Consider the following 24659-nt stretch of genomic DNA (forward strand, 5'->3'; position numbering starts at 1 on the left):
CCACTACCCGGGTCCCATGCCAGCGGATCATTTTTTGAAAAGACAGGCAATGAGTGACTTTATCATCTGCTACGACATCACTGACCCACGCAGATTAGGACGCTTGTATCGTTATCTGATCAAACGGGCAGTACCATTGCAGTATTCGGTATTCCTGTTCAGGGGTGACGATCGTCAGCTTGAACGCTGTATACAGGATGCCATCGAGCTGATTGACGAAAAACAGGACGATTTGCGGGTTTATCCACTACCGGGCCGCGGCCTGAAAGCGCGTATCGGCCGCCCTACACTGCCGGAAGGCATACAATGGAGTGGCCTGCCGGCCAAATGGTAAAATATAATGTATCTGGAAGAAACAGTCGTTTAAAAAGAGGTAACTTGCAACATCCCATCAGTTTTCCTTATCGCCCTTTGCAATTTATTGATCTGGCGGAAGAAAAACACGGTGGTCAGAAACACCGATGCCCTGATTTCAAAGGGATTGAGACTCCGTTTGCCTGAACATTGCCGACATTAATATTCTGAAACACCGATGCCCTGATTTCAAAGGGATTGAGACCACTGCCCGAGCAGTATTCTCCGAATCTACGCCGAGAAACACCGATGCCCTGATTTCAAAGGGATTGAGACATAGGTCTCGTTGGGAAAGATTTCGGCATGGAATCGAAACACCGATGCCCTGATTTCAAAGGGATTGAGACTTAGGATCACCATAACTGATCGCGTTAGCCAAGGGAAACACCGATGCCCTGATTTCAAAGGGATTGAGACGTAGTAATTTTTGTCTTCTTTCTTGATTCTGGTTTGAAACACCGATGCCCTGATTTCAAAGGGATTGAGACAAAGTAATTTTTGTCTTCTTTCTTGACTAAGAGATGAAACACCGATGCCCTGATTTCAAAGGGATTGAGACAACGCCCACCTATCTTTTTCAACAGCAGGATACCGAAACACCGATACCCTGAATTACCGCCGGATTAGTGCGTAAATGCGTTTTGTCTGCTGTTTTCCCCGGCCATATATATCCAAGAATAATTCAACGTTGGCAACGTAAACCCGCAACAGCTCCAGATACACCCGCTTTACTTGTTATACTGCTCAGCCTGAAAATAACTGATCAAAATTACATTGATGGAGGAGAAATGGATATTTTGAGTTTGGTGGCAGGATTTCTGGCGGGTGCGCTTACGATTTATCTCGCCAGTTATTTCATGAAGCCGAGTGAAAACAAGACACAAAAAACGGTCGATGCAGGCACTATCAATTTGTTCGATCAGTTGTGGCAGACACATGAGCGCTTGCTCAACGAAATGAAGCAGGATGTAGAAAATCCCGATTTCAAATTTCACCGGGAATTTTATGTGCTGAAAAAAGGCTGGGGGTGGGAGCGCTGGGGATTTCATCGCAGAGGTCCCTGTATCGCCTATTTCCTGGAGGATCACAGTGATCTGCTGCCGTTGCTGGATTCGCTGACTTCTTACGGATTGATCAGCCAGACCGGCGAAACCGGGAAGAATACCGCCAGATTTCAACTGAGCGAAAAACTGGTTGAGCTGCTGCGTGGAAAAAATACAAATAAATCCTGATTTTCTGTCTTCATTTCAGGCAATCAACACATCTCTTATCAAAGCAGCAGGTTTTCCAGCGTCAAGCGATAAATTCGGGCCAGGCGTTCGACATCTGCAACTTCCACAGATTCATTGATTTTGTGGATGGTTGCGTTGCGCGGCCCGAATTCCACCACCTGCTGACATATATCAGCGATGAAACGGCCATCGGAAGTGCCACCGGTGGTAGAAAGTTCCGGCTCGATACCCGTTACCTCGCGAATGGCCGCACTGACTGCGTCGGCCAGGGTTCCTCTCGGGGTAAGGTAAGGTTTACCGGAGAGTTCCCAGATCAGTTCATAATCCAGTCCGTGCCGATCGAGAATTTCATGTACCCGTGCTTTGAGTGAATCGACCGTGCTGGCGGTGGAGAAACGGAAATTGAACAGCAGGTTGATTTCGCCGGGAATGACGTTGGTTGCGCCGGTACCGCCATGAATGTTGGAAATGTGCCAGGTGGTGGCGGGGAAATACTCGTTACCATTGTCCCACACGGTTTGCGCAAGCTCGGCAATGGCCGGTGCGGCCGTATGGATAGGATTTCTGGCCAGATGGGGATACGCAATATGCCCCTGGATGCCTCTGACAGTCAGATTACCTGACAAACTGCCACGTCGGCCGTTTTTGATGGTATCGCCCAACTGGTTGGTGCAGGTGGGCTCGCCCACGATGCAATAATCGATCATTTCCCCGCGCGTCTGCAGTGCTTCCACGACTTTTACCGTACCATCCACTGCCGGCCCTTCTTCATCCGAGGTGATCAGCAGCGCAATCGAGCCTTTGTGATCGGGATGCAGCTCAATAAACTCCTCGATCGCAGTAACGAAGGCAGCCAAGGAGGTTTTCATATCCGCCGCACCGCGCCCGTAGAGAAAGCCATCCCGAACCACCGGCGTAAAAGGATCGCTATCCCATTGTGTAACCGGCCCGGTCGGCACGACATCGGTATGCCCGGCAAAACATACCAGTGGTGCGTCGGAACCTTTTCTCGTCCACAGGTTTTCCACTTCGCCGAAGGTCATGGAGTCGCTTTTGAACCCAAGCCCTGCCAGACGATGCATGATCATTTTCTGGCAACCATCATCGTCAGGTGTCAGCGAACGACGTGCAATCAACATCTGGGCAAGTGTCAGGGTACTGTTGGACATTGTGTTTCCTTGGTTTGAAATTCGAATGAAATAACAGGGCAACAAATAAATCAGTGTTGCTGCAGAGCACGCAATGCATTACGGCCGCGCATCCCTCCAAAAAAGGCCGTGATGAACGGATGATCGATGGTGATGATTTCCGGTATCGGCCCCAGTGCAACGATACGCCGGTCGGCCAGTACAGCCACGCGATCGGAAATCGCAACCAGGGTATCCAGATCATGCGTAACCATGATGACCGTCAGCGCCAGCTCCTCACGCAATGAGCGTACCAGGTCGACAAAACCCTCGCTCAGTGCAGGATCGAGTCCGGCGGTGGGTTCATCCAGAAACAGCAGCTCCGGATCCAGCGCCAGGGCACGTGCCAGCGCAACCCGCTTGACCATCCCGCCCGATAGCTCCGCCGGCATTTTCCGGGCATGTTGTGCCTCGACACCGACCATACCGAGTTTCAGCATGACCAGTTCGCGTATCGTGCCCTCACACAACGTACGCATTTCCCGCAATGGCAACGCCACGTTTTCGAAAACCGTCAACGCGCTGAACAGTGCACCCTGCTGAAACAGCACACCGGAACGAGTACGCAGTTTTCTCTGTTCCTCACGGCCGCAATCATATCGTCTCGCCCCTAATATCCTGACACTGCCCTGTGCAGGCGTGACCAACCCGAGCATCTGACGCAACAAAGTGGTTTTGCCGCTGCCGGAGCCGCCGACCAGCGCCAGAATTTCTCCTTTGTATACCGTCAGATCGATATTTTCATGGATGATGTGGCTGCCAAAGCGGGTAGTCAGCCCGGTGATCTCGATAACCGGATCGATGATTGCCATCAGCTCGCTATCCTGATGCCGATATTAGAGAACGCCACGGCAAAGATGGCATCGATCAGGATGACGGCAGTTATCGAAGTCACCACGGAATTGGTAGTACCTTCTCCCAGGCTTTCGGTATTGGGTTTGATACGTAACCCGAAATGACAGGCGATCAGGGCAATCGTCATACCACAAACCATCCCTTTACCCAGACCGAGCCATAAATTGGCAATCGGCACGGTATCAGGCAAAGCAGTCAGCGCATAGTGAATACTCAACCCGATCTGTAGTTCTGCCGCCACCAGCCCGCCCAGCAACGCGATTGCACTGGTCCAGAGTACGATCAGGGGCAAGGCAATGCCCAGTCCGATGATTTTGGGCAGCACCAGCCTCATGCTGTGGGGAATGCCCATCACCGTCAGCGCATCCAGTTCCTCAGTAACACGCATGACACCCAATTGTGCTGTCATGGCAGAACCGGAACGGCCGGCAACCAGTATGGCGGCGAGCATCGGGCCCAGTTCCCGGATGATGCTCATCCCGAGAATATTGACGATGTAGATATCCGCCCCGAACATATGTAACTGCTCTGAAGTAAGATAGCTTAGGACGATACCGATCAGAAATCCCACGACAGCAGTAATACCAAGGGCCTGCGCACCGGTACGATACAGGTTTGCAGAAATTTCCCGCGCCGGAATTCTGCCTGGATGGGTCATCAGAAAAAAAAGATCCAGCACGATCTGCCCGGACAGGGTGATCATGCCGGTCAAATGGTCGAGAAAGCGGAGCAACTGTTTTCCCAACATAGAGATGGGCAAAAACAATATGCGTCGTGGCTGCTCGGGTAACGATACCGACTTTTCCAGCCGCAAAAACATTCTCTCCTGCTCGGGTCGCAACAGCAGATGTGCAGGCCGTTGTTCACCCCATATCCGCCACAACATGACTGCTCCCGCATAATCCAGTTGGCTGACATCAGTCAGATCCCAGTGCAGGCTACTGGCGTCAGATTGGCTGGCCAGTTTTGCCAGTTCTTTTGTTACTGTGGGAAATGATCGATCAAGTGAGGTGAGCGTAAAGCTGCCAGTAAGCTGTAGAAGGGTATCACCTGCTGCCGTGGTAACAAGCCGATACCGGGAATTATTCCCGGCCGCCAAATCAGAGGGCATAGCCATATCCGATCGATTCCGCCGGTCAATCCCGATTTTTACGCTCGCGCGGCAGTTTCCGGGCCGCTTTTTCCGGTTTGCCGTCATATCGGTATGCCCAGTATAAAAGCGCGATACCGGCTGCAATCATCGGCAGGGACAACCACTGCCCCATACTGATACCCAGCGTCATGATGCCGAGAAAACCGTCATCCGGCTCACGGAAAAACTCACAGAACGAGCGGAATGCACCATAACCGATCATGAACATTCCGGTAACGGCACCCAGCGGCCTTGGCTTGGCAGAATAAAGCCAGATCAGCGCGAAAAGCACCAGTCCTTCCAATGCGAACTCGTAAAGTTGTGAGGGATGGCGCGGCAAATTATCCGCATACGGAAAAATCATCCCCCACGGCACATCGGTGGGGCGCCCCCACAATTCACCATTGATGAAATTACCGATACGCCCTGCTCCCAATCCAAGCGGCACCAACGGTGCGATGAAATCCGTGACGGCCAGCCATGAAAGCTGGTACTTACGCGCCAGACACAGCATGGCGATGGCAACACCGAGAAACCCGCCGTGGAAGGACATGCCACCTTGCCAGATGGCCAATATCTCCAGCGGATGCTGCAGATAGTAACCCGGTTCATAAAACAGGACATGACCCAGACGCCCACCCAGAATCACACCCAGCACTCCGTAGAACAATGCATCATCCAGCATTTCCCGGGTAAACACGCCATTGGGCTGTTGTCGGATGCGATAACGCCCCAGCAGAATGAACAGTGAAAATCCGAGCAGGTACATCAACCCGTACCAGCGAACAGCAAGCGGACCGATGGAAATTGCAACCGGATCGAATTGTGGGTGAACGAGCATGGGCAGCAGCCTGACTTACGGTAAAATATTCATTATACGGCAATGCCCACTGATCGCAGCAGACATCACCCGCGATCATCCCCTTATCGGGCCCGTAATTCATTCACCTGTCCATGAGGAAACAATATGCCAGATAATCGACGCAGCCAAACCATTACCCAAGGTGCACAACGCACCCCCAACCGCGCCATGTTACGCGCAGTCGGTTTCGGTGACGGAGACTTCGATAAACCTATCGTCGGGGTTGCCAACGGTTTTTCCACCATCACACCCTGCAACATGGGGCTGGATACCCTTGCCAAATGCGCCGAACATGCGCTGAAAACCGCCGGTGCCATGCCGCAGATGTTTGGCACCATCACCGTATCCGACGGGATCTCCATGGGTACCGAAGGCATGAAGTATTCTCTGGTTTCGCGCGAAGTGATCGCCGATTCGATCGAAACCTGCGTACAGGCGGAAAGTATGGATGGCGTCATCGCCATCGGTGGTTGCGATAAAAACATGCCTGGCGCCATGATCGCGCTGGCCAGACTGAACGTACCGTCCATCTTCGTCTATGGCGGTACCATCAAACCTGGCCATTACCAGGGCCGTGATCTGACCATCGTAAGCGCTTTCGAAGCTGTCGGACAGCATACCGCGCACAAGATAGACGATCATGAACTGCTGGAAGTCGAACGCCATGCCTGTCCCGGCGCCGGTTCGTGCGGTGGTATGTACACAGCCAACACCATGTCATCTGCCATCGAGGCAATGGGAATGAGCCTGCCTTACTCTTCCACCATGGCAGCAGAAGATGAGGAAAAACGGATCAGCGCCATACGCTCCGCCGAAGTACTGGTGGACGCGGTCAAAAAGCAGATTCTGCCGCGCAGCCTGATCACCCGCAAATCCATCGAAAATGCGGTATCTGTCGTCATGGCGGTGGGAGGTTCGACCAATGCCGTGCTGCACCTGCTGGCCATCGCCCATGCAGCCGAAGTGGAATTCAGCATCGATGATTTCGAAGCCATTCGTGCACGCGTACCGGTATTGTGCGATCTGAAACCTTCCGGACGCTATGTAGCCACGGATCTGCACAAAGCGGGCGGTATTCCGCAAGTGATGAAAATGTTGCTGGTACACGACCTGCTGCACGGCGACTGTCTGACCATCAGCGGACAAACCATCGCGGAAGTGCTGAAAGACATTCCCGAACAGCCGCGTGCCGATCAGGATGTGATTCAACCCTGGGACAATCCGGTATATGAACAGGGGCACCTGGCGATCCTGAAAGGTAATCTTTCATCAGAAGGTGCGGTTGCCAAGATTTCCGGCATCAAAAATCCCAGTATTACCGGTCCCGCCAGAGTGTTCGATTCTGAAGAAACCTGCATGGCTGCCATTCTTGAACGCAAAATCCAGCCAGGTGATGTGGTGGTCATCCGCTACGAAGGCCCACAGGGCGGACCCGGCATGCGCGAAATGCTTTCTCCCACTTCAGCACTGATCGGTGAAGGGCTGGGTGATTCGGTCGGGTTGATTACCGATGGGCGTTTCTCCGGTGGTACCTACGGAATGGTGGTGGGCCATGTGGCACCGGAAGCATTCGCCGGCGGAACGATCGCCCTGGTACAAGAGGGAGATTCGATTACGATCGATGCACACCGTCGCCTGCTGCAACTGAATGTTCCTGAAGCCGAGCTGGAACGCCGCCGGGCAGCCTGGCATCCACCTGCACCACGCTACACACGCGGCGTACTGGCGAAATACGCCAAGCTGGTATCCACTGCCAGCCGTGGTGCAGTCACCGATTAATCTATTTTCAGCAAAAATCCAATGCCTAACCATCTTGCCGGAGAAACCAGCCCTTACCTGCTGCAACATGCGGAAAACCCCGTGGACTGGTACCCGTGGGGAGAAGAGGCATTGGAAATCGCACGGATGCTGGATAAGCCGATACTGCTCTCCATTGGTTATTCCGCATGTCACTGGTGCCATGTGATGGCGCATGAATCGTTCGAGGATGCTCAGGTCGCCACGGCCATGAATGAGCATTTCGTCAACATCAAGGTCGACCGTGAAGAACGCCCTGATATCGACCAGATTTATCAGAGCGCGCATTACACATTGAACCATCGTTCAGGAGGATGGCCGCTGACCATGTTCCTGACGCCCGAGCAAAAACCTTTTTTTGGCGGGACTTACTTTCCGAAAGAGGCACGCTACAGCATGCCAGGGTTTCTGGAACTGCTGCCAAAAGTAGCCGAGCTCTATCGCACGCGTAAAACCGATATCGAGAAGCAGAATGCGGTATTGCTGAAATTGCTGGCTCAATCGCTCCCGGCACCGGATACCCGTGCTTCCGCACTTTCCCGGCAACCAATCGACCGTGCCTGGGAGCAATTGAATCGCCTGTTCGATGAAACCGACGGCGGTTTCGGAGATGCACCCAAATTTCTCCATCCGGCAGAGTTACAGTTTTGCCTGCGGCGTTATGTCACCGACAATGACACGCGGGCACTGCATGTCGTAACCCACACGCTGGAAAAAATGGCACAAGGCGGCTTGTACGACCAACTGGGGGGAGGATTCTGCCGTTACAGCACCGATCATTCCTGGCAGATTCCGCATTTCGAGAAAATGCTGTACGACAATGCACTGATGCTGCCCCTCTACGCGGAAACCTGGCTTGTGACCGGCAATCCACTGTTCAAACAGGTAGTCGAGGAAACGGCTGCCTGGGTCATACGGGAAATGCAATCCGGGATAGACGGGGAAGGTGGCTATTTTTCCTCGCTCGATGCTGACTCTGAGCATGAAGAAGGAAAATTCTACGTCTGGGATCGTCAGGCGGTTTCGGCAATTCTGACACCGGAAGAATATCGGGTGACAGCGGCTTATTATGGTCTCGACCGCTCACCCAACTTCGAGAATCACCACTGGCATCTTGCAGTCACGGAATCGATCGAGACAGTCGCAGCACGCCATCAAATCAGCCAGGAAGCTGTACAGCAACTCATCGACAGTGCCCGCAGAAAATTGCTGAACGAACGCGAACAGCGTATTCGCCCGGGGCGTGACGAAAAAATCCTGACGAGCTGGAATGCGCTGATGATCAAGGGCATGACACGCGCAGGACAGATTTTCGAGCGCGAGGAATGGATTAGTTCAGCCGTGCGGGCGCTGGATTTCATCCGCAGCAGACTGTGGCAGAATGACCGCCTGCTGGCAACTTTCAAAGACGATAAAGCACATCTGAATGCTTATCTCGACGATCATGCATTCCTGCTGGACAGCCTGCTGACACTGCTGCAGGCCGATTTCCGGCAGACGGATCTCGATTTTGCCATTACCCTGGCCGATGTACTGCTTACCCGGTTTGAGGACAAAACATCCGGCGGATTCTTTTTTACCAGCCATGACCACGAAACACTCATCCATCGACCCAAAACGGGCCATGATGGCGCAATTCCAGCCGGAAACGGCATTGCCGCCACTACTTTGCAACGACTGGGCCATCTGTTGAATGAACAGCGTTATCTTGAAGCAGCCGAACGCACGCTGAATGTTTTTTCCAGCGGATTGTCACTGCATGCCAGCTCGCATTGCAGTCTGCTGATCACGCTGGAGGAATTCCTCGAGCCGACAAAAACAGTAATTCTTCATGGTAACCGGCCAGAACTGCAAATTTGGCTGAAAGCACTGCTTCCTTATTCGCTTGACAAAATAGTGATCGCCTTGCCTCTGGAACTTTCCGAATTACCCGACAGTCTTAAAATGCGCTCTACCCCGGATGGAAAAATCAGTGCCCGGGTGTGTGAGGGCAGGCGTTGTCTTCCGGAGATCCACTCGCTGAATGAACTACTGCAAATGTGTAAGCTTCACGGTAGAATGGCACTCCCTTAATCATTCATAAAAGGAAAAATATGATGAAAACAGCTTGGTTAGGTACATTTGCTGCTTCAGCATTATTAGTAGCCGGTTATGCTCAGGCAGATGCCGATTTAGCCAAAAAGAACAACTGTATCGCCTGCCATCAGGTCGAAACAAAAGTCGTTGGCCCTGCACTTAAAGACATCGCAGCCAAATATGCTGATAAAGACGATGCAGCCACATATCTGGCAGGTAAAATCAAAGGCGGCAGCAGCGGTGTATGGGGACAGATTCCAATGCCGCCAAACGTCAACGTGAGCGATGCAGATGCCAAAGCACTGGCAGACTGGATCCTGACGCTCAAATGACCTGACGTTTAAGTTTGAATGCGGGCCGATACCGGAAACTGTATCGGCTTTTTTGTTTCTGCAACATCCTTCTGTGATACCTCTGTGATGCCTGTCCGTTTGCAGATACTCACGAAATACATTCCAAGCCGTGCCAGTCGGCCCGTTTGACAATACCTTGCGCTTTCACTACATTCTTTTGGAATACCCTTTCCAATTCCATCTATCAGACAATCATGCTTACGGTTTTTCTCGATTTCGGTTCTGTTACCCGCGGTGATATCGATAGAACGGTGCTGGAGCAAGTCGTATCCCCCTGGGTTTATCATGACAACACTTCCCGGGAGCAGGTAGCAGAACGAATCAGGGAAGCAGAAATCGTCGTCAGCAATAAAACGCTGCTGGACCGTTCAGCCCTGGATGCTGCAAACAAGCTGAAACTGATATGTGTGGCGGCAACCGGTTATAACAACGTCGATCTGATCGCGGCTGCCGAGCGCAACATTCCGGTATGCAATGTGCGCAACTATGCCACCGGCTCCGTCGCTCAGCATGTTTTCATGTTCATGCTGAACTTTGCCTGCCGTTTCGTGGAATATCAGCAACTGATAAAACGAGGTGGCTGGCAGGCGAGTTCCTATTTCTGTCCGCTTGATTTCGGAATCACAGAACTGGCCGGAAAAACACTCGGTATTGTCGGATACGGAGAACTGGGCAATGCGGTGGCAAACATTGCCAAAGCATTCGGGATGAAATTGCTGATCGCCGAACACAAATCTGCTTCAACCATCCGGCCTGGACGAACAGCATTCGATGAGGTCATCCGTCAGACGGATTTCATTACCCTGCACTGCCCTTTGTCGGAAGATACCCGCCACCTGATCAGCAACCGGGAGCTGAACCTGATGAAGCCTTCGGCATACCTGATCAATACCGCCCGCAGTGGCCTGATCGATGAAACCGATCTGCTGAAAAGCCTTTACTCAAAACATATTGCCGGTGCAGCCATCGATGTCCTGAAAGAAGAACCGCCAGTCAGTGGTAATCCACTGCTGGATTACCCTCATCCGAATCTCATCATCACACCCCACTCTGCCTGGGCCAGTGTGGAATCCCGACAACGCATGCTCAATCTGCTGGCAGATAACATACGCAATTTCCTGCACAACAAGCCTTTCAACCAGATCAAAGATGCGTTGGCCTGATAACCCGTTATTTCTCCAGAAAGAGAATCTGCCGGGCTCTGGAACTCCTTTCTGTTCCAGGCTGTTTCTGTATTCAATTTGACAAACCACCTGATCCTCATTACTTTCGCGTTCCGTAAGTCCAGGATCAGCCTGGTCATCCGAAAGCCTTGAAGGAAAACTGATTATGGTCAGCCCTTTTCGCCAGCACCGCCGTATCCTTGTGGCCAGTCTGGTTGGAACCACCATCGAATTTTATGATTTTTATATCTACGCCACCGCGGCAGCACTGGTATTCGGGCCGTTGTTCTTTCCTGCAGAATCTCCATCTGCACAATTGATGCTGTCATTCCTGAGCTTCAGCCTCGCCTTCATTGCGCGTCCTTTCGGTGCAGTTTTGTTTGGTCACTTCGGAGACCGAATCGGCAGAAAATCAACGTTGGTTGCCTCATTATTGCTGATGGGGATATCGACCCTGCTAATTGCGTTCCTGCCCACCTATTCGACAGCTGGCTGGATAGCCCCGCTGTTATTGTGCATTCTGCGTTTTGGCCAGGGACTGGGTCTGGGCGGCGAATGGGGAGGCGCAGCGTTGCTGGCTGTTGAAAATGCTCCTCCGGGATGGCGTGGCCGGTTCGGAATGGTGCCTCAGTTGGGCGCTCCGATTGGATTCCTTGCAGCAAACGGGCTGTTTCTGCTGATCGGCCTGCAGTTGAGTGACGCAGATTTTGCAGCATGGGGATGGAGAATCCCCTTCCTCGCCAGCAGTATCCTGATTGTACTTGGCCTGTGGGTACGCCTGAAAATCAATGAAACACCGGAATTTACCCAGGCACTGGCACAAAATCCTCCTGTTTCGATCCCCTTCTGGGAATTGATACGCAAGCACGCACTCATCACATTTGCCGGAACTTTTACGGTGGTAGCCTGCTTCGCCATTTTTTACCTTTCAACCGCGTTTGCACTCGCCCATGGCACCACCACACTGGGATACGATCGCGAACAGTTTCTCATCACCCAGCTCGCTGCCATAGCATTTCTCGCTGCCGGGATCATCATTGCAGGAATACGTGCCGACAAGGCCAGTGCCAATCAGGTACTGAGCTGGGGCTGCGCTGCAACGATTGGTCTGGGGCTGACATTTGGCCCAGCTCTGGGAGCAGGATCGCTATGGCTGGTCTGGGGAATGCTCTCGCTTGCGCTGTTCATCATGGGTTTTGTATACGGCCCTCTTGGTGTATGGCTGCCATCGCTTTTCCCCCCACGAATACGCTACACAGGTGTATCCGTTGCGTTTAATGCAGGAGGCATTCTGGGCGGAGCACTCGCTCCGATCATCGCACAAGCACTGACTGATGCCGGTGGTACATCACTCGTTGGCCTGTACCTGACAATGGCAGGGATATTCAGTCTGGCGGGGCTGAAGCTGGTAGGAAAGTTGATGCCGGACAAAACAGAATGACAAGAACTTCACCACTAAAATAACGCACATGTGTGCACGAATTCAACAACTGCCAGTCTTTTTCATTTTTATACTATATGGATCGTGTGCAACTACAAAACGAAACATATATGTGCTGGCTATAAATAAACTTATGGAACAACAAATCAGGAAATACGAAAGCTTCAACGACTTGCCTGCCGACTGCAAGAAACTTTTCGATTCAGGCGAAAAAGACAGTTTTGACTTATCCAGAGACTGGTTTCTTCTATTGGAGACTACAGTTATTCGCCAAACAAAAGAAATCTGTATTTTCACTCTGGAAATAGAGGGTGTCACACAAGGTATCTGGCCAACACTATTACAAAAAAAAGGAAAGCTCAGTCTGAGGCAAATCAGCAGTTTTACCTGTTTTTATTCTTCACTTTATCAGCCTTTAATTTCTTCCAGCCTGACAGTTGACAAATTGGCTGACTGCTTGAGATGGATTTTATCGGATACCCGGACTGATGTACTGCGCTTTGATATCATGGATCCATCTCAGTCAAGTTTTAATCTTCATGAGCAAGCCTTAAAGAAAATCGGTTTTAAAACCGATCGATTTTTCTGCTGGGGAAATTGGTATTTACCTGTAAATAATCAACCATTCTCCGTTTATTTACAGAATCTTTCCTCCCGAGTAAGAAACACACTGGAGCGGCGCAAGAAAAAATTTCTGGCTGGAGGACACGGAAAACTGGAAATTTTGACAACTCACGATAAGCTTCCAATCGCAATCCAGGCTTGGGAAAAAATTTACAACGCAAGTTGGAAAATACCGGAACCCTACCCCGAATTCATGCCTTCTTTAATCAGTCTCTGTGCAGCCAAAGGCTGGCTAAGACTGGGAATCGCATACTATGACGAAGAACCAATTGCGGCGCAGCTCTGGATAGTAAATCAAGGTCGAGCAGCAATTTATAAATTGGCGTATGACGAAAAATTTGCTCATTTGTCACCGGGGACAATTCTGACTGCACACCTGATGCAACATGCAATTGACGTGGACAAGGTACATGAAGTTGACTATCTCACCGGAGATGATGCTTACAAGAAAGATTGGATGAGCCACCGGCGTGAGCGTCTTGGATTAGTTGCCTATAACCTCAGATCTTTTTGGGGGTTAATTGGTATATCTAAGCATATTGCGGGAAAAATCAGAAAAAAAATCTTAAAATCTTTGAAATAACTCCTTCTAACTACTAAGTATTCTTTTTATTTGTCTATCTTCATAAGTACATACCATAAACACAGAAACCTTTTTACTCAATCATCTACACATTAGTCTTTTTAACGCCCCTGTAGAGAAAAACTCCAGAGTCCATTGATGAGACAACAGCTTCTCGATATCACTGAAATTGGCCCGCCATCACTGGATAACTTTATTTCCTCAGGGAATGAAGAGGTACTTTATACATTGAGAAATCTGGTTGCGGGCAATCAGCAGGATCGTTTTTATTATCTGTGGGGGAAAACGGGTAGTGGTAAAAGCCATTTGTTGCAGGCAGTGGCGGATGCTTTTTCAGAACAGCAATGCAACTCACGCTACATCGACTGCAATCAGGATGAGCCAAACTTCAATCCCGGTACAGACTGTATAGTGATTGATAATGTCGAACGATTGGATGATGCGGCCCAGATCAGGTTGTTCAATCTTTACAACCACTTGCGTGACAACAAACATGGCATATTTCTGGCCAGTGGTACCAAACCACCTGCCCAACTGGATTTACGCCAGGATCTGACTACCCGCCTGGGTTGGGGGCTGGTATACCAGGTGCATGAATTGACGGATGAAAAAAAAATCGAGGTCATGCAAGATTACGCAATCCGTTGCGGGTTTGAGCTGCCGCTGGAAATTTGCCATTATTTACTGAAATATGAACAGCGGAATTTATCTTCCCTCATCAGGCTTGTTCACGCACTGGATCAGCTTTCGCTGACCAGGCAACGCCCCATCACCCTTCCCTTGTTGCGCGAGCTGCTATAATCACGTACCAACTTGCGGGTGATTATCGACTTCAGCAGATCACAATGGCATGAAACGACCCTAAAACGTACTTTTTGTCTGAATTTACCCGGCTTTACCGCATCCATATTTTCCAATATCAAAGTTCAGTATCATGAAACTGGCATTATTTGACCTGGATAACACGCTTCTGGCTGGTGACAGCGATTTTCAATGGGCCCAATTTCTCATTGAACAACAAGTTCTGGATCGGGAAGTCTATGAAGCCCGCAACATCGAATTTTATGAACAATATAAAGCGGGCACACTCGATATCCACGAATTCCTGGATTTTCAGCTCAAACCTCTATCCCGCCATCCTCGTGAACAGTTAAACACATGGCGCAGCGATTTCATCGAACGAAAAATCGCACCCTTGATCGCTCCAGGCGCACGTGAGTTGATTGCAAGACATCAGGCCGAAAAAGATTTGTGCATCATCATTACTGCCACCAACAGTTTTGTAACCGCACCCATTGCCCGCATGCTGGGTATCGATCACCTGATCGCCACTGAACCGGAACAGAAAAATGGTGAATTTACCGGCCGCGTAACCGGCATACCCTCGTTCCAGGCAGGTAAAATAACCCGGCTGGAGCAATGGCTGGATGCGCACAATCTCACTTGGCTTTCTTTCCTGCAGAGCTGGTTTTATAGTGATTCACTCAATGATCTACCGCTACTCAAAAGAGTAACTCATCCTGTTGCAGTCGATCCTGATGCCACACTCCATGAACATGCGAAAAAAAGTGGATGGCCCATTATCAGTCTGCGCCAGTAATCCTTTCAACCAAGCGATTTACAATTTCTAGCGAGGAAAAACACAATGAAACGTACTTCCATCTCACTTCTGGCACCAGCAATTCTGTGCCTCTCACTTTCCTTCAATGCTCAGGCTGATACCTACCCCGAGAAAGCGGGAGAAAAACTGGCTACCGGTGTAGCCAATGTCATTACCGGCGTTGCCGAAATTCCCAAGAACATGATGATTACCAGCCATAAAAAAGGAACCATCTATGGCGTGACAGCAGGTTTCTTCGTCGGGCTCGTCCATACAGTCGGCCGGACACTGAGTGGTGCAGTTGATATCGTTACCTTTGTAGTACCCACCACGCCTATCATCAAACCAACCTATATCTGGGATGATTTTGATCGGGAAACAACCTACACCACCTGGCGTATGCGTTAATAATCCAGAATCTGGCAGCTGTCTTTATCCACGCGCTTCATCAAAACGTGCCAAGCCAAATCAGAAAATACAAAAAGGTTCGGTATAATAGGGTTTTGTAAGGGATTGATCGCATGAGATTAATACAAAAAGCACTCACCTTCGACGATATTCTCCTGGTTCCCGCTTATTCCGAGGTCTTACCCAAAGATGTCGATCTGGCTACACAACTGACCCGCACGCTCCGCATAAAGATACCGATCGTTTCCGCGGCAATGGATACCGTTACCGAAGCGCGGCTTGCCATTGCCATTGCACAGGAAGGCGGGATCGGCATCATCCACAAAAACATGCCTATCAAGGCTCAGGCCGCACAAGTTGCCCAGGTAAAACGCTTTGAAAGCGGTGTTGTCACCGATCCGATCATCGTCTCTCCGGACATGACCGTTCGCAAGGTTCTGGAACTGATCAGGCAGCACAACATATCCGGACTGCCCGTAGTAAAAAGCAAAAAGGTTGTCGGCATCGTTACCAACCGTGATCTGCGTTTTGAAACCAACCTCGATCAACCGGTCAAAAATATCATGACGCCGAAGAAACACCTGGTTACTGTTCGGGAAGGCGTTTCAAAAGAAGATGCACTGGCCCTGCTGCACAAACATAGGCTTGAAAAAGCGCTGATCGTCAGTGAAAACTTCGAATTGCGCGGAATGATCACTGTCAAGGATATCACCCGAACCACCGAACATCCCTATGCCAGTAAGGATAATCAGGAACGTTTGTACGTAGGTGCTGCCATTGGCGTGGGAGAAGGCAGCGATGAACGCGCTGCTGCCCTGGTGGAAGCCGGCGCAGATGTAATCGTCGTGGATACGGCACATGGACATTCACAGGGTGTGCTGGATCGTGTGCGCTGGGTCAAGAAAAAATTCCCTGAAATTCAGGTAATCGCTGGCAATGTAGCCACTGCTACGGCAGCAAAGGCATTGGTAGATCATGGCGCTGATGCCGTAAAAGTCGGGATCGGCCCCGGCTCGATCTGTACCACTCGCGTCGTCGCGGGTGTCGGTGTGCCACAAATTTCAGCCATCGATAATGTCGCTACTGCGCTGCTGGGCACAGGTGTACCCCTCATCGCCGATGGGGGTATCCGCTATTCTGGTGATATTGCCAAGGCACTGGCTGCAGGCGCAAGTTCAGTCATGCTGGGAGGCTTGCTGGCCGGAACCGAAGAATCTCCGGGTGAAATCGAGCTGCTCAAGGGAAGATCCTATAAAAGCTATCGGGGCATGGGCTCTTTATCTGCCATGCAACAAGGATCGAGCGACCGCTATTTCCAGGAAGCCGAACGCCATGAGGCAGATAAACTGGTACCGGAAGGTGTGGAAGGACGCGTCCCTTATAAAGGCTATCTCGCCAATGTCATTCACCAGCTGACTGGAGGTGTCCGATCCAGCATGGGTTATCTGGGATGCCGCACCATCAGCGACATGCATACCAAAGCTGAATTCATCGAAATCACATCCTCTGGAATCCGTGAATCTCATGTGCATGATGTCCAGATCACCAAAGAAGCTCCAAACTATCACGTCGAATAAGTTTTTCTGATATGCATTCAGCCATTCTCATCCTGGATTTTGGCTCGCAATACACCCGGCTGATTGCCCGGCGCATTCGCGAGACCAATGTTTACTGTGAACTCCATCCCTTTGATGTCAGCCCGCAATTCATCCGGGAATTTGCACCTATCGGTATTATTCTCTCCGGCGGGCCAGCTTCGACTTTCACTGAGGATGCGCCACGTGTGCCGCAAATCGTGTTCGAGCTGGGGGTTCCCGTCCTCGGTATTTGTTATGGAATGCAAGCCATGGCAGCTCAGCTCGGTGGAGAAGTGGAAGATGCACAGACGCGTGAATTCGGTTACGCAGAACTGCTGACTGCGCCGTGCAAGCTGTTCCATGGCATACAGGACCGCATTAACTCCGATGGCAAACCGGCTCTTGACGTCTGGATGAGCCATGGCGACCGTGTCAACAAACTGCCACCGGGTTTCACTGCCATTGCCTCCAATGCAGCGACTCCCTTCGCTGCCATGGCGGATGAAACGCGCAACTTTTACGGAGTACAGTTTCACCCTGAAGTCACCCACACACGACAGGGCAAGGCAATTCTCGATCACTTCGTGCACGATATCTGCAGTGCAGGCTATGACTGGAACATGCCTGATTACGTGGAAGAAGCCATTGGCCGGATTCGTGCCCGTGTCGGGAATGATAAAGTCGTCCTGGGGCTATCTGGAGGGGTGGATTCATCCGTAGCCGCTGCACTCATTCATCGTGCCATTGGCGATCAACTGGTATGCGTATTCGTGGACAACGGCCTGCTTCGCCTGAACGAAGCCAAGCAGATCATGGAAACCTTCAGCCGGAACCTTGCGGTCAATGTCATTTACATCGATGCCGGCAGGCAGTTTCTGGAACAACTGAAAGGAATCACCGACCCTGAACAGAAACGTCGCACCATCGGCCGTGAGTTCGTGGAAATCTTCCAGCAGGAAGCTGAAAAGATCGAAAATGCAAAATGGCTGGCACAGGGCACCATCTATCCTGATGTCATTGAATCCGCTGGCAGCCACACCAAGAAAGCAGGCGTTATCAAATCCCACCATAACGTGGGCGGTTTACCGGAAACACTTCATCTCAAACTGCTGGAGCCACTGCGCGAACTGTTCAAGGATGAAGTACGTGAACTTGGCCTGGCACTGGGATTGCCGCATGATCTGGTGTTCCGCCATCCATTCCCCGGCCCGGGACTGGGTGTCCGTATTCTGGGAGAAGTCAAATACGAATACACCGAGTTACTGCGTCAGGCTGATGCCATTTTCATCGAAGAACTGAGAAATGCCGGCTGGTACGAAAAAACCTCTCAGGCATTTGCCGTTTTCCTGCCGATAAAATCAGTTGGCGTCATGGGAGACAATCGCAGTTATGAATATGTAGTCGCCTTACGCGCTGTTCAGACCGAAGATTTCATGACCGCACACTGGGCAGAACTGCCCTACACCCTCCTCTCCAGAATCTCAAATCGCATCATCAATGAAATCCGCGGTATCAACCGTGTGGTCTACGATATATCAGGCAAACCCCCGGCAACGATCGAGTGGGAGTAGGATTGTTCTTTTAAATTATTGATTTATGTAAAATTAGCAATCAATAAATGATATTTATTACATCATCAATGGTGCTTGTTATGGTAGGTGGAGAGCGTGCTATGGCAAGAGTCTCCGATATCATGATCAAGTTCTCCATTCCGCATGATCTTGAGCCCGATGCCGAGGTTACAGCACTTGGAGTCCGGTGTGCGGCGTAAACAGCAAATCCGTTTTTAGATAGAGGATAACCCATGCCTGTTCTGCTTTTCGTTCTCTGGTAGGGTTTGGTAATTTCCTGAGTATAGGGAGCTATGCCAAGTTACAGCCTGAACGAAGACCGCTTGGCTCAGAAAGGACTGGAGAACTGGAACAAACCGTGGAACAGCCGCGGCAGGCACTGACACGTCAACAGTTTTGGTTTCAGACTTGGGGCAAGAGGTCGTTGACCTGATCTGACGTCAGAGCGGTTCGCTCAGCAACATCAGAAAAACCCATTTTTAACCCATGGACTCCGTGTCAGCGCCGTACTAGAGCATTCTGCATTTAAGTCCGTGCCCGTGCATATCCGGAATTGAGGAAGTAATTTCTACATTCAGACTTGAGTATCCTACATCGACTCTATCTAAGTACAGAATGCTCTAATCCCGGGGGCCGGTCATGTCACCGTCATCGGGAATCATGATTGCTGCAATAGTCAAGCAAAGAATACCCGTGTGATGTCGTCTCTTTCCCAACCCAAGGGCTTAGTATTCGACCTGGAGGTGGTGCCGCCCAAGGGCAAACAGCCTGCCTGTATTGTGATGGTGGGTGCCTTGCGGCCAGATTCCAGTGCTGAGCTGGAGTTGAAGGTGACTGGAGACCCGTCCTCGGCTCTGCAGCAACTGGATGCGCTGTCTGAGGGGGCGAGTTTCGTGCTTGGGCACAATGTCATCGCACATGACTTACCCATCTTGCGCGAACATTCTCCCAATATGGCCCTGCATACTCTGCCAGTCATAGATACGTTGCGTTTATCTCCGTTGGCGTTTCCGCAGAATCCGTATCACCGGCTGGTCAAGGATTACAAACTCATCCGCGACAGCCTCAACTCACCCCTGTCCGACTGCCGCTCGACTCTGGTTCTTTTTCAGGATCAACGCCAGGCTTTCACACAGTTGAACGAGAGCAACCAGGCGGAGCTTCTCTGCTACCAGACGTTGCTGGCGCCGAGTATGAAGGGGAATCTAGGCGCCTTCTTCGCGTCCTTAACTGGGCAGTCTCCGGTATCTGTACCCGAGCTCAGAACGCTGGTTCCGCAATTGCTGCAAGAGACGGATCCGTCGCAACCGCGGGATTTGAAGGTATGTCGAGCACGATTGGAGCAATTACTCGAAGAAGATCTGCAACAGGAGGATCTACACTGGCCGTTGGCCTATGCGTTAGCCTGGCTCCGGGTATCTGGTGGCAACTCGGTGTTGGCACCCTGGGTGCGGCATCAGTTTCCGGAGGTTGGCCGACTAATTTCCGAACTGCGTGATGCACCGTGTGAGCGAGAGGATTGCCAGTATTGTCAGACGACGCATGACCCACGCCACGAGCTAAAGCGTTACTTCGGCTTCCCTGATTTTCGCTACGAGCAGCCAGGGGAAAGTCTTCAGCACGATATCGTGCTGGCCGGCATGCGTGGCCAGCATGTACTGGCCATCCTGGCGACCGGCGGGGGCAAGTCGCTATGTTATCAATTGCCGGCGTTGAACCGGTTCCATCGTAACGGCAGTCTTACCGTCATCGTTTCGCCGTTGCAGTCACTGATGAAGGATCAGGTCGACGGACTGCTGGAGCGCAACGTCCAGTGCGCCGCAGCGCTGAATGGCCTGCTTACCATGCCGGAGCGCGCCGAGGTACTGGAGAAGATCCAGATGGGCGATGTCGGCATTTTGCTTGTGTCGCCCGAGCAGTTCCGCAACAAGGCTTTCCGGCGAGCGATCCGTCAGCGTCAGGTTGGTGCCTGGATTTTCGATGAGGCGCACTGCCTGTCGAAATGGGGCAGCGACTTTCGGCCAGACTACCTTTATGTGTCCCGCTTCATCCGGGAGTACACCGGTGACCAACCGCTGGCGCAGATCGGCTGTTTTACCGCGACGGCCAAGCCCGATGTGCTCGCGGATATTCAGAGCCACTTCAGGGAAAGCCTGGGCATTGAATTCAAGGTGTTCCCCGGAGGGCACGAGCGAACCAATCTGCATTTTGACGTGCTGCCCTGCACCAAGGCAGAGAAGTGGTCGCGTACCGATCGCTTGCTGCACGAGCATCTTGACAGCCAGGAGGGCGGTGCAGTCGTCTTCGTTTCCAGCCGTAAGAGTGCTGAGGAGCTGTCAGACTTCCTGATAGGTCAAGGCTGGCCTTGCAAGCACTTCCATGCCGGTCTGGAGCCCAACACCAAAACGGATATCCAGGACGACTTCAAAGCAGGACAACTGAGAATCATCGTTGCCACCAACGCCTTCGGAATGGGCGTGGACAAGGCTGATATCCGTCTCGTCATACATGCCGACATACCGGGATCGCTGGAGAATTACCTGCAGGAGGCGGGCAGAGCTGGACGTGATCAGGGCGATGCGCGCTGCGTGCTGTTGTACGACCCGCAGGACATCGAAACCCAGTTCGGCATAAGCGAGCGCTCGAAGCTCAGTATTCGCGACATTCAGCAGATCTTGCGCAAGTTGCGTAACGAGAGCAATCGGCGAAAGGGGGGCAAGTTGGTCATCACAGCGGGTGAAATCCTGTTGGATGATGATGTCGATACCAGTTTTTCCGCGGACGAGCGCGATGCAGAAACCAAGGTCGTTACGGCGGTTGCCTGGCTGGAGCGTGGCGATTACCTCAAACGTGAGGAAAACCATACACAGATTTTCCCAGCACGACTGGATATGAGTGAGAAAGAGGCCGAGAAGCGCTTGCTGAAAGCCAAGCTGCCGCAGCGTCGATTGGAGGAGTTCAGGGCTATTTTGCGCTTTCTCTACGGCGCCGATGCTGATGAGCGGGTGAACACCGACCAGTTGATGCAGTTGACCAGTCTGGAGTCGGAGGAGGTTGCCAGCGCACTCAAACAATTGGAGGAAATGGGGCTGCTGGTCAACGACTCGCAGATCACGCTGTATGTGCGCCACGGTGTGACCGGGGCTTCCAGTCAACGCCTGCAAAGCTCCCTGGAGTTGGAAAGGGCTTTGCTGCAGCGCTTGCCAGAGCTGGCGTCTGACGCCGGGCAGGGGGAGTGGCAAGATCTGAATCTGCCGGCACTGGCCGCTGAGCTCAAGGCGGACACCAGGCAGGGAGATCTCCTGCCGCTCCAGGTGCTGCGCTTGTTGCGCAGCCTGGCCGACGATCATGATGCCAATAGCCAGCAGCGCAGCAGCTTCGAGTTACGGCAGCTCAACCGTGATTACCTCAAGTTGCGTATCAAAGGCGGACATTCCTGGCGGCAGATCGAACGTTTCGGTGAAAAGCGCCGCGCTCTGGCTGGCGTATTGATGGAGTTCCTGATCGGTAAGCTGCCCCCCGGCTCGCGCAACAAGGATCTGCTGGTTGAGACGAGTTTTGGCGAGTTGGTCAAGGCATTGGAGTCTGATCTTGAGCTGCCCCATCTCATCGCTCCGGATCAGCGCCGCAAAGCAGTTGAGCATGTGCTGCTCTATCTGCATCGGCAGGACATTTTGACCCTCAACCACGGCATGACGGTCATGCGTCGAGCCATGACCATCGAGGTCAAAAAGGAAGACAAGCGCAAGACCTTCCTCAAGGAGGATTACCTGCGACTCGACGAGCACTACCGTGAGAAGCGTATCCAGGTTCATGTGATACATGAGTATGCCGAAGTGGCGCTGAAGGAGATGGCCGAAGCGTTGCGCTTGGTACTGGATTACTTCACTGACTCCAAGCAGGCATTCATCAAGCGCCATTTTGCCGGGAGGGAAGATGTGCTCAAGCTGGCGACCAGCGAGGCGTCATGGAAGTCGATCATCGAGTCGCTGAGCACTACTCAGAAACTGATCGTCGCCGACGATGATGACATCAACCGGCTGGTGCTGGCCGGGCCGGGCTCCGGCAAGACACGTGTGATCGTGCACCGCATTGCTTACCTGCTGCGGGTGCGGCGAGTGCCGGCGACTAGCATCGTGGCGCTGACCTTCAACCGCCATGCAGCGAACGAGATCCGTAAACGGCTGTTGGCCCTGGTCGGGGCCGATGCTTACGGTGTCAGCGTTCTGACCTATCACAGCATGGCCATGCGTTTGACCGGCACCCGCTTTGAGCGAGGTGATACGGTTGACGAACGAGCCCTCAAGCGGGTACTGAGCGATGCTGTCGAGTTGCTGGAAGGCAAGCGCAATGTTGAGGGCGAGGACAACCTACGCGAGCAGTTACTGCGCGGATACCGTTACATCCTGGTTGACGAATACCAGGACATCGACGATCTGCAATACCGCCTGGTCAGTGCTCTGGCCGGACGGCACGCGGAAGAGGATGGCCGGTTGTGCATCATGGCAGTAGGTGACGATGACCAGAACATCTATGCCTGGCGCGATACCAACAACCGTTATATTGAGCGTTTCCGCGAGGACTATGAGGCGTCGATCAGCTTCCTGGTCGATAACTACCGTTCTTCCCTGCGTATCATTGAAGCGGCCAACCAACTCATTGGCCAGAATTCGGCTCGTCTGAAAGAGGCCAATCCCATCCGGATCGACAGAGCACGGCAAGAGCTGCCTGCCGGTGGGCTATGGGAAGAGCAGGATAAACAGCGGAAAGGCCGGGTACTGAGATTGCTGATCGACCCGAGCGACCGTGAGCGCGGCAATCTGCAGGCTCAGGCGGCCATGCTGGAGTTGGAGCGGTTGCTGGTGCTCGAGCAAGGGAGTTGGAACGGCTGTGCGGTTCTGGCTCGGACGCACCGCTATCTGTGGCCAATCCAGGCCTGGTGTGAGCAGCACGATATTCCTTATTTCCTGGCAGCAGACAAGGAAACGGCGTTACCCATTACTCGGCAGCGCAGTTTTGTGGCTGCAATCGACTCTCTGCGAGAAATCGAAAGCGCTTTGTGCGCGGCTGACGCATGGCTGCGTTTGTCGGGTAGCAATCAACTGGTGGAAGCCGAGTGGAAGAGTTTTTTCCAGACGGCCTTTGAGCAAATGCGAGGAGAGTTGGGCGACTGCCAACTTGGCAGTGGTGCCTTGATCGACTGGCTGTACGACTACGCCCGTGAATTGCGCCAACAGCCGAAGGAAGGTCTCTATCTTGGCACCGTGCATTCGGCCAAAGGGCTGGAGTTCCGCCATGTCGTTCTGCTGGATGGTGGCTGGAGCACGCAGGTCGATACCCTGGCCGATGAGCGACGTTTGTACTACGTAGGTATGACACGAGCCGAACAGACTCTGGCGTTGTGCGAGTTTGCTGACGGCAACCCATTTAGCCGCAGCCTGATGAAGGGGGTTCAGCAACACGCGTTCCAGGGACAACCTCTTCCTGAGCTGGAGCTGCGTTTTCAGCAGCTTACGCTGAAGGAGATCGACATTAGTTTTGCCGGTCGTCAATTACCGCATGCCCGGATACACAAGGCGATTGAGGCGCTTCGCGAGGGAGATCCGCTGACGTTGAAGGAAGAGGCTGGCCGCTATCAACTGCTCGACAGGCAAGGCAACGTAGTAGGGCGAACCGCCAAGTCGTTCCAGCCACAGATTGGCTTCGCTCACTGTGAAGTTGCGGTAGTCATAGTGCGTTTTGCCGAGGATAGTGAGGAGCAATATAGGGATTTGAATAAGTGTGAGCGCTGGGAGGTGGTTGTGCCGCGAGGGAGAGGGTAGGAGCAACGCTGGATAGATCGCA

General features: G+C 52.2%; 19 protein-coding genes and 1 CRISPR repeat array. Of the genes, 15 read left to right on the forward strand and 4 right to left on the reverse strand.

Annotated elements, in window-relative coordinates; translation table 11 throughout:
- Positions 1 to 49: 49 nt before the first annotated feature.
- Together cas2 and B5D58_RS00120 are read left to right on the forward strand one after the other, a co-directional pair.
- Positions 50 to 334 (forward strand): CRISPR-associated endonuclease Cas2, encoded by a 285-nt coding sequence (gene cas2, locus B5D58_RS00115; protein WP_041356917.1) that lies wholly within the window; start codon positions 50 to 52, stop codon positions 332 to 334.
- A gap of 118 nt (positions 335 to 452) precedes the next feature.
- Positions 453 to 913: a CRISPR direct-repeat array (repeat unit 36 nt; unit sequence GAAACACCGATGCCCTGATTTCAAAGGGATTGAGAC).
- A 229-nt stretch (positions 914 to 1142) separates the two neighbouring features.
- Positions 1143 to 1586, forward strand: coding sequence for a hypothetical protein (locus B5D58_RS00120; protein ID WP_011110761.1), 444 nt, complete (start codon positions 1143 to 1145; stop codon positions 1584 to 1586).
- Between the two features lie 38 nt (positions 1587 to 1624).
- Here the strand turns inward: B5D58_RS00120 and dapE are convergent, their stop codons facing one another.
- Genes dapE through lgt form a run of 4 tightly spaced genes read right to left on the reverse strand, consistent with a single transcriptional unit; the run spans position 1625 to position 5601 of the window.
- A complete protein-coding gene (gene dapE, locus B5D58_RS00125) occupies positions 1625 to 2755 on the reverse strand; it encodes a succinyl-diaminopimelate desuccinylase (protein WP_011110760.1) in 1131 nt (376 codons plus the stop codon).
- 50 nt (positions 2756 to 2805) lie between these two features.
- On the reverse strand, positions 2806 to 3585 hold the full coding sequence (locus B5D58_RS00130; RefSeq protein ID WP_011110759.1) for an ABC transporter ATP-binding protein: 780 nt from the start codon (positions 3583 to 3585) through the stop codon (positions 2806 to 2808).
- Complete coding sequence (locus B5D58_RS00135; RefSeq protein WP_011110758.1) at positions 3585 to 4745, reverse strand: MlaE family ABC transporter permease; 1161 nt, start codon at positions 4743 to 4745, stop codon at positions 3585 to 3587. Before B5D58_RS00135 ends, B5D58_RS00130 begins: the two co-directional genes overlap by 1 nt.
- Positions 4746 to 4764: 19 nt before the next feature.
- Positions 4765 to 5601 (reverse strand): prolipoprotein diacylglyceryl transferase, encoded by an 837-nt coding sequence (lgt, locus tag B5D58_RS00140; protein ID WP_011110757.1) that lies wholly within the window; start codon positions 5599 to 5601, stop codon positions 4765 to 4767.
- A gap of 126 nt (positions 5602 to 5727) precedes the next feature.
- Between lgt and ilvD the strand changes: the two genes are divergently transcribed.
- The 13 genes from ilvD (at position 5728) to B5D58_RS00200 (ending at position 24637) form a co-directional block, all read left to right on the forward strand.
- Positions 5728 to 7401, forward strand: a complete 1674-nt coding sequence (gene ilvD / locus B5D58_RS00145) for a dihydroxy-acid dehydratase (protein WP_011110756.1) — start codon at positions 5728 to 5730, stop codon at positions 7399 to 7401.
- A 21-nt stretch (positions 7402 to 7422) separates the two neighbouring features.
- Positions 7423 to 9492, forward strand: a complete 2070-nt coding sequence (locus B5D58_RS00150) for a thioredoxin domain-containing protein (RefSeq protein ID WP_011110755.1) — start codon at positions 7423 to 7425, stop codon at positions 9490 to 9492.
- Between the two features lie 23 nt (positions 9493 to 9515).
- Entirely contained in the window at positions 9516 to 9827 is a 312-nt protein-coding gene (locus B5D58_RS00155) for a c-type cytochrome (RefSeq protein ID WP_041356284.1), read from the forward strand.
- A gap of 215 nt (positions 9828 to 10042) precedes the next feature.
- On the forward strand, positions 10043 to 11011 hold the full coding sequence (locus tag B5D58_RS00160) for a 2-hydroxyacid dehydrogenase (protein ID WP_011110753.1): 969 nt from the start codon (positions 10043 to 10045) through the stop codon (positions 11009 to 11011).
- Positions 11012 to 11177: 166 nt separating this feature from the next.
- Positions 11178 to 12452, forward strand: a complete 1275-nt coding sequence (locus B5D58_RS00165) for an MFS transporter (protein WP_011110752.1) — start codon at positions 11178 to 11180, stop codon at positions 12450 to 12452.
- 133 nt (positions 12453 to 12585) lie between these two features.
- A complete protein-coding gene (locus tag B5D58_RS00170) occupies positions 12586 to 13659 on the forward strand; it encodes a GNAT family N-acetyltransferase (RefSeq protein ID WP_041356278.1) in 1074 nt (357 codons plus the stop codon).
- A gap of 138 nt (positions 13660 to 13797) precedes the next feature.
- Entirely contained in the window at positions 13798 to 14460 is a 663-nt protein-coding gene (gene hda, locus B5D58_RS00175) for a DnaA regulatory inactivator Hda (RefSeq protein WP_011110750.1), read from the forward strand.
- A gap of 133 nt (positions 14461 to 14593) precedes the next feature.
- The gene (locus B5D58_RS00180; RefSeq protein ID WP_011110749.1) at positions 14594 to 15259 is read left to right on the forward strand and encodes a histidinol-phosphatase; all 666 of its coding nucleotides are present in this window, start codon (positions 14594 to 14596) and stop codon (positions 15257 to 15259) included.
- Between the two features lie 45 nt (positions 15260 to 15304).
- On the forward strand, positions 15305 to 15667 hold the full coding sequence (locus B5D58_RS00185; RefSeq protein WP_011110748.1) for an exosortase system-associated protein, TIGR04073 family: 363 nt from the start codon (positions 15305 to 15307) through the stop codon (positions 15665 to 15667).
- Positions 15668 to 15780: 113 nt separating this feature from the next.
- The gene (gene guaB / locus B5D58_RS00190) at positions 15781 to 17244 is read left to right on the forward strand and encodes an IMP dehydrogenase (RefSeq protein ID WP_011110747.1); all 1464 of its coding nucleotides are present in this window, start codon (positions 15781 to 15783) and stop codon (positions 17242 to 17244) included.
- Between the two features lie 11 nt (positions 17245 to 17255).
- Entirely contained in the window at positions 17256 to 18815 is a 1560-nt protein-coding gene (gene guaA, locus B5D58_RS00195; protein ID WP_011110746.1) for a glutamine-hydrolyzing GMP synthase, read from the forward strand.
- Positions 18816 to 18862: 47 nt separating this feature from the next.
- A complete protein-coding gene (locus B5D58_RS13805) occupies positions 18863 to 19015 on the forward strand; it encodes a hypothetical protein (RefSeq protein ID WP_159445004.1) in 153 nt (50 codons plus the stop codon).
- Positions 19016 to 20131: 1116 nt separating this feature from the next.
- Positions 20132 to 24637 carry a RecQ family ATP-dependent DNA helicase gene (locus B5D58_RS00200; protein WP_200809266.1) on the forward strand — a complete coding sequence of 1502 codons (4506 nt, stop codon included), beginning with the start codon at positions 20132 to 20134 and terminating at the stop codon, positions 24635 to 24637.
- Positions 24638 to 24659: the final 22 nt, after the last annotated feature.

The organism is Nitrosomonas europaea, assembly GCF_900167395.1.
Classification (GTDB): domain Bacteria; phylum Pseudomonadota; class Gammaproteobacteria; order Burkholderiales; family Nitrosomonadaceae; genus Nitrosomonas; species Nitrosomonas europaea.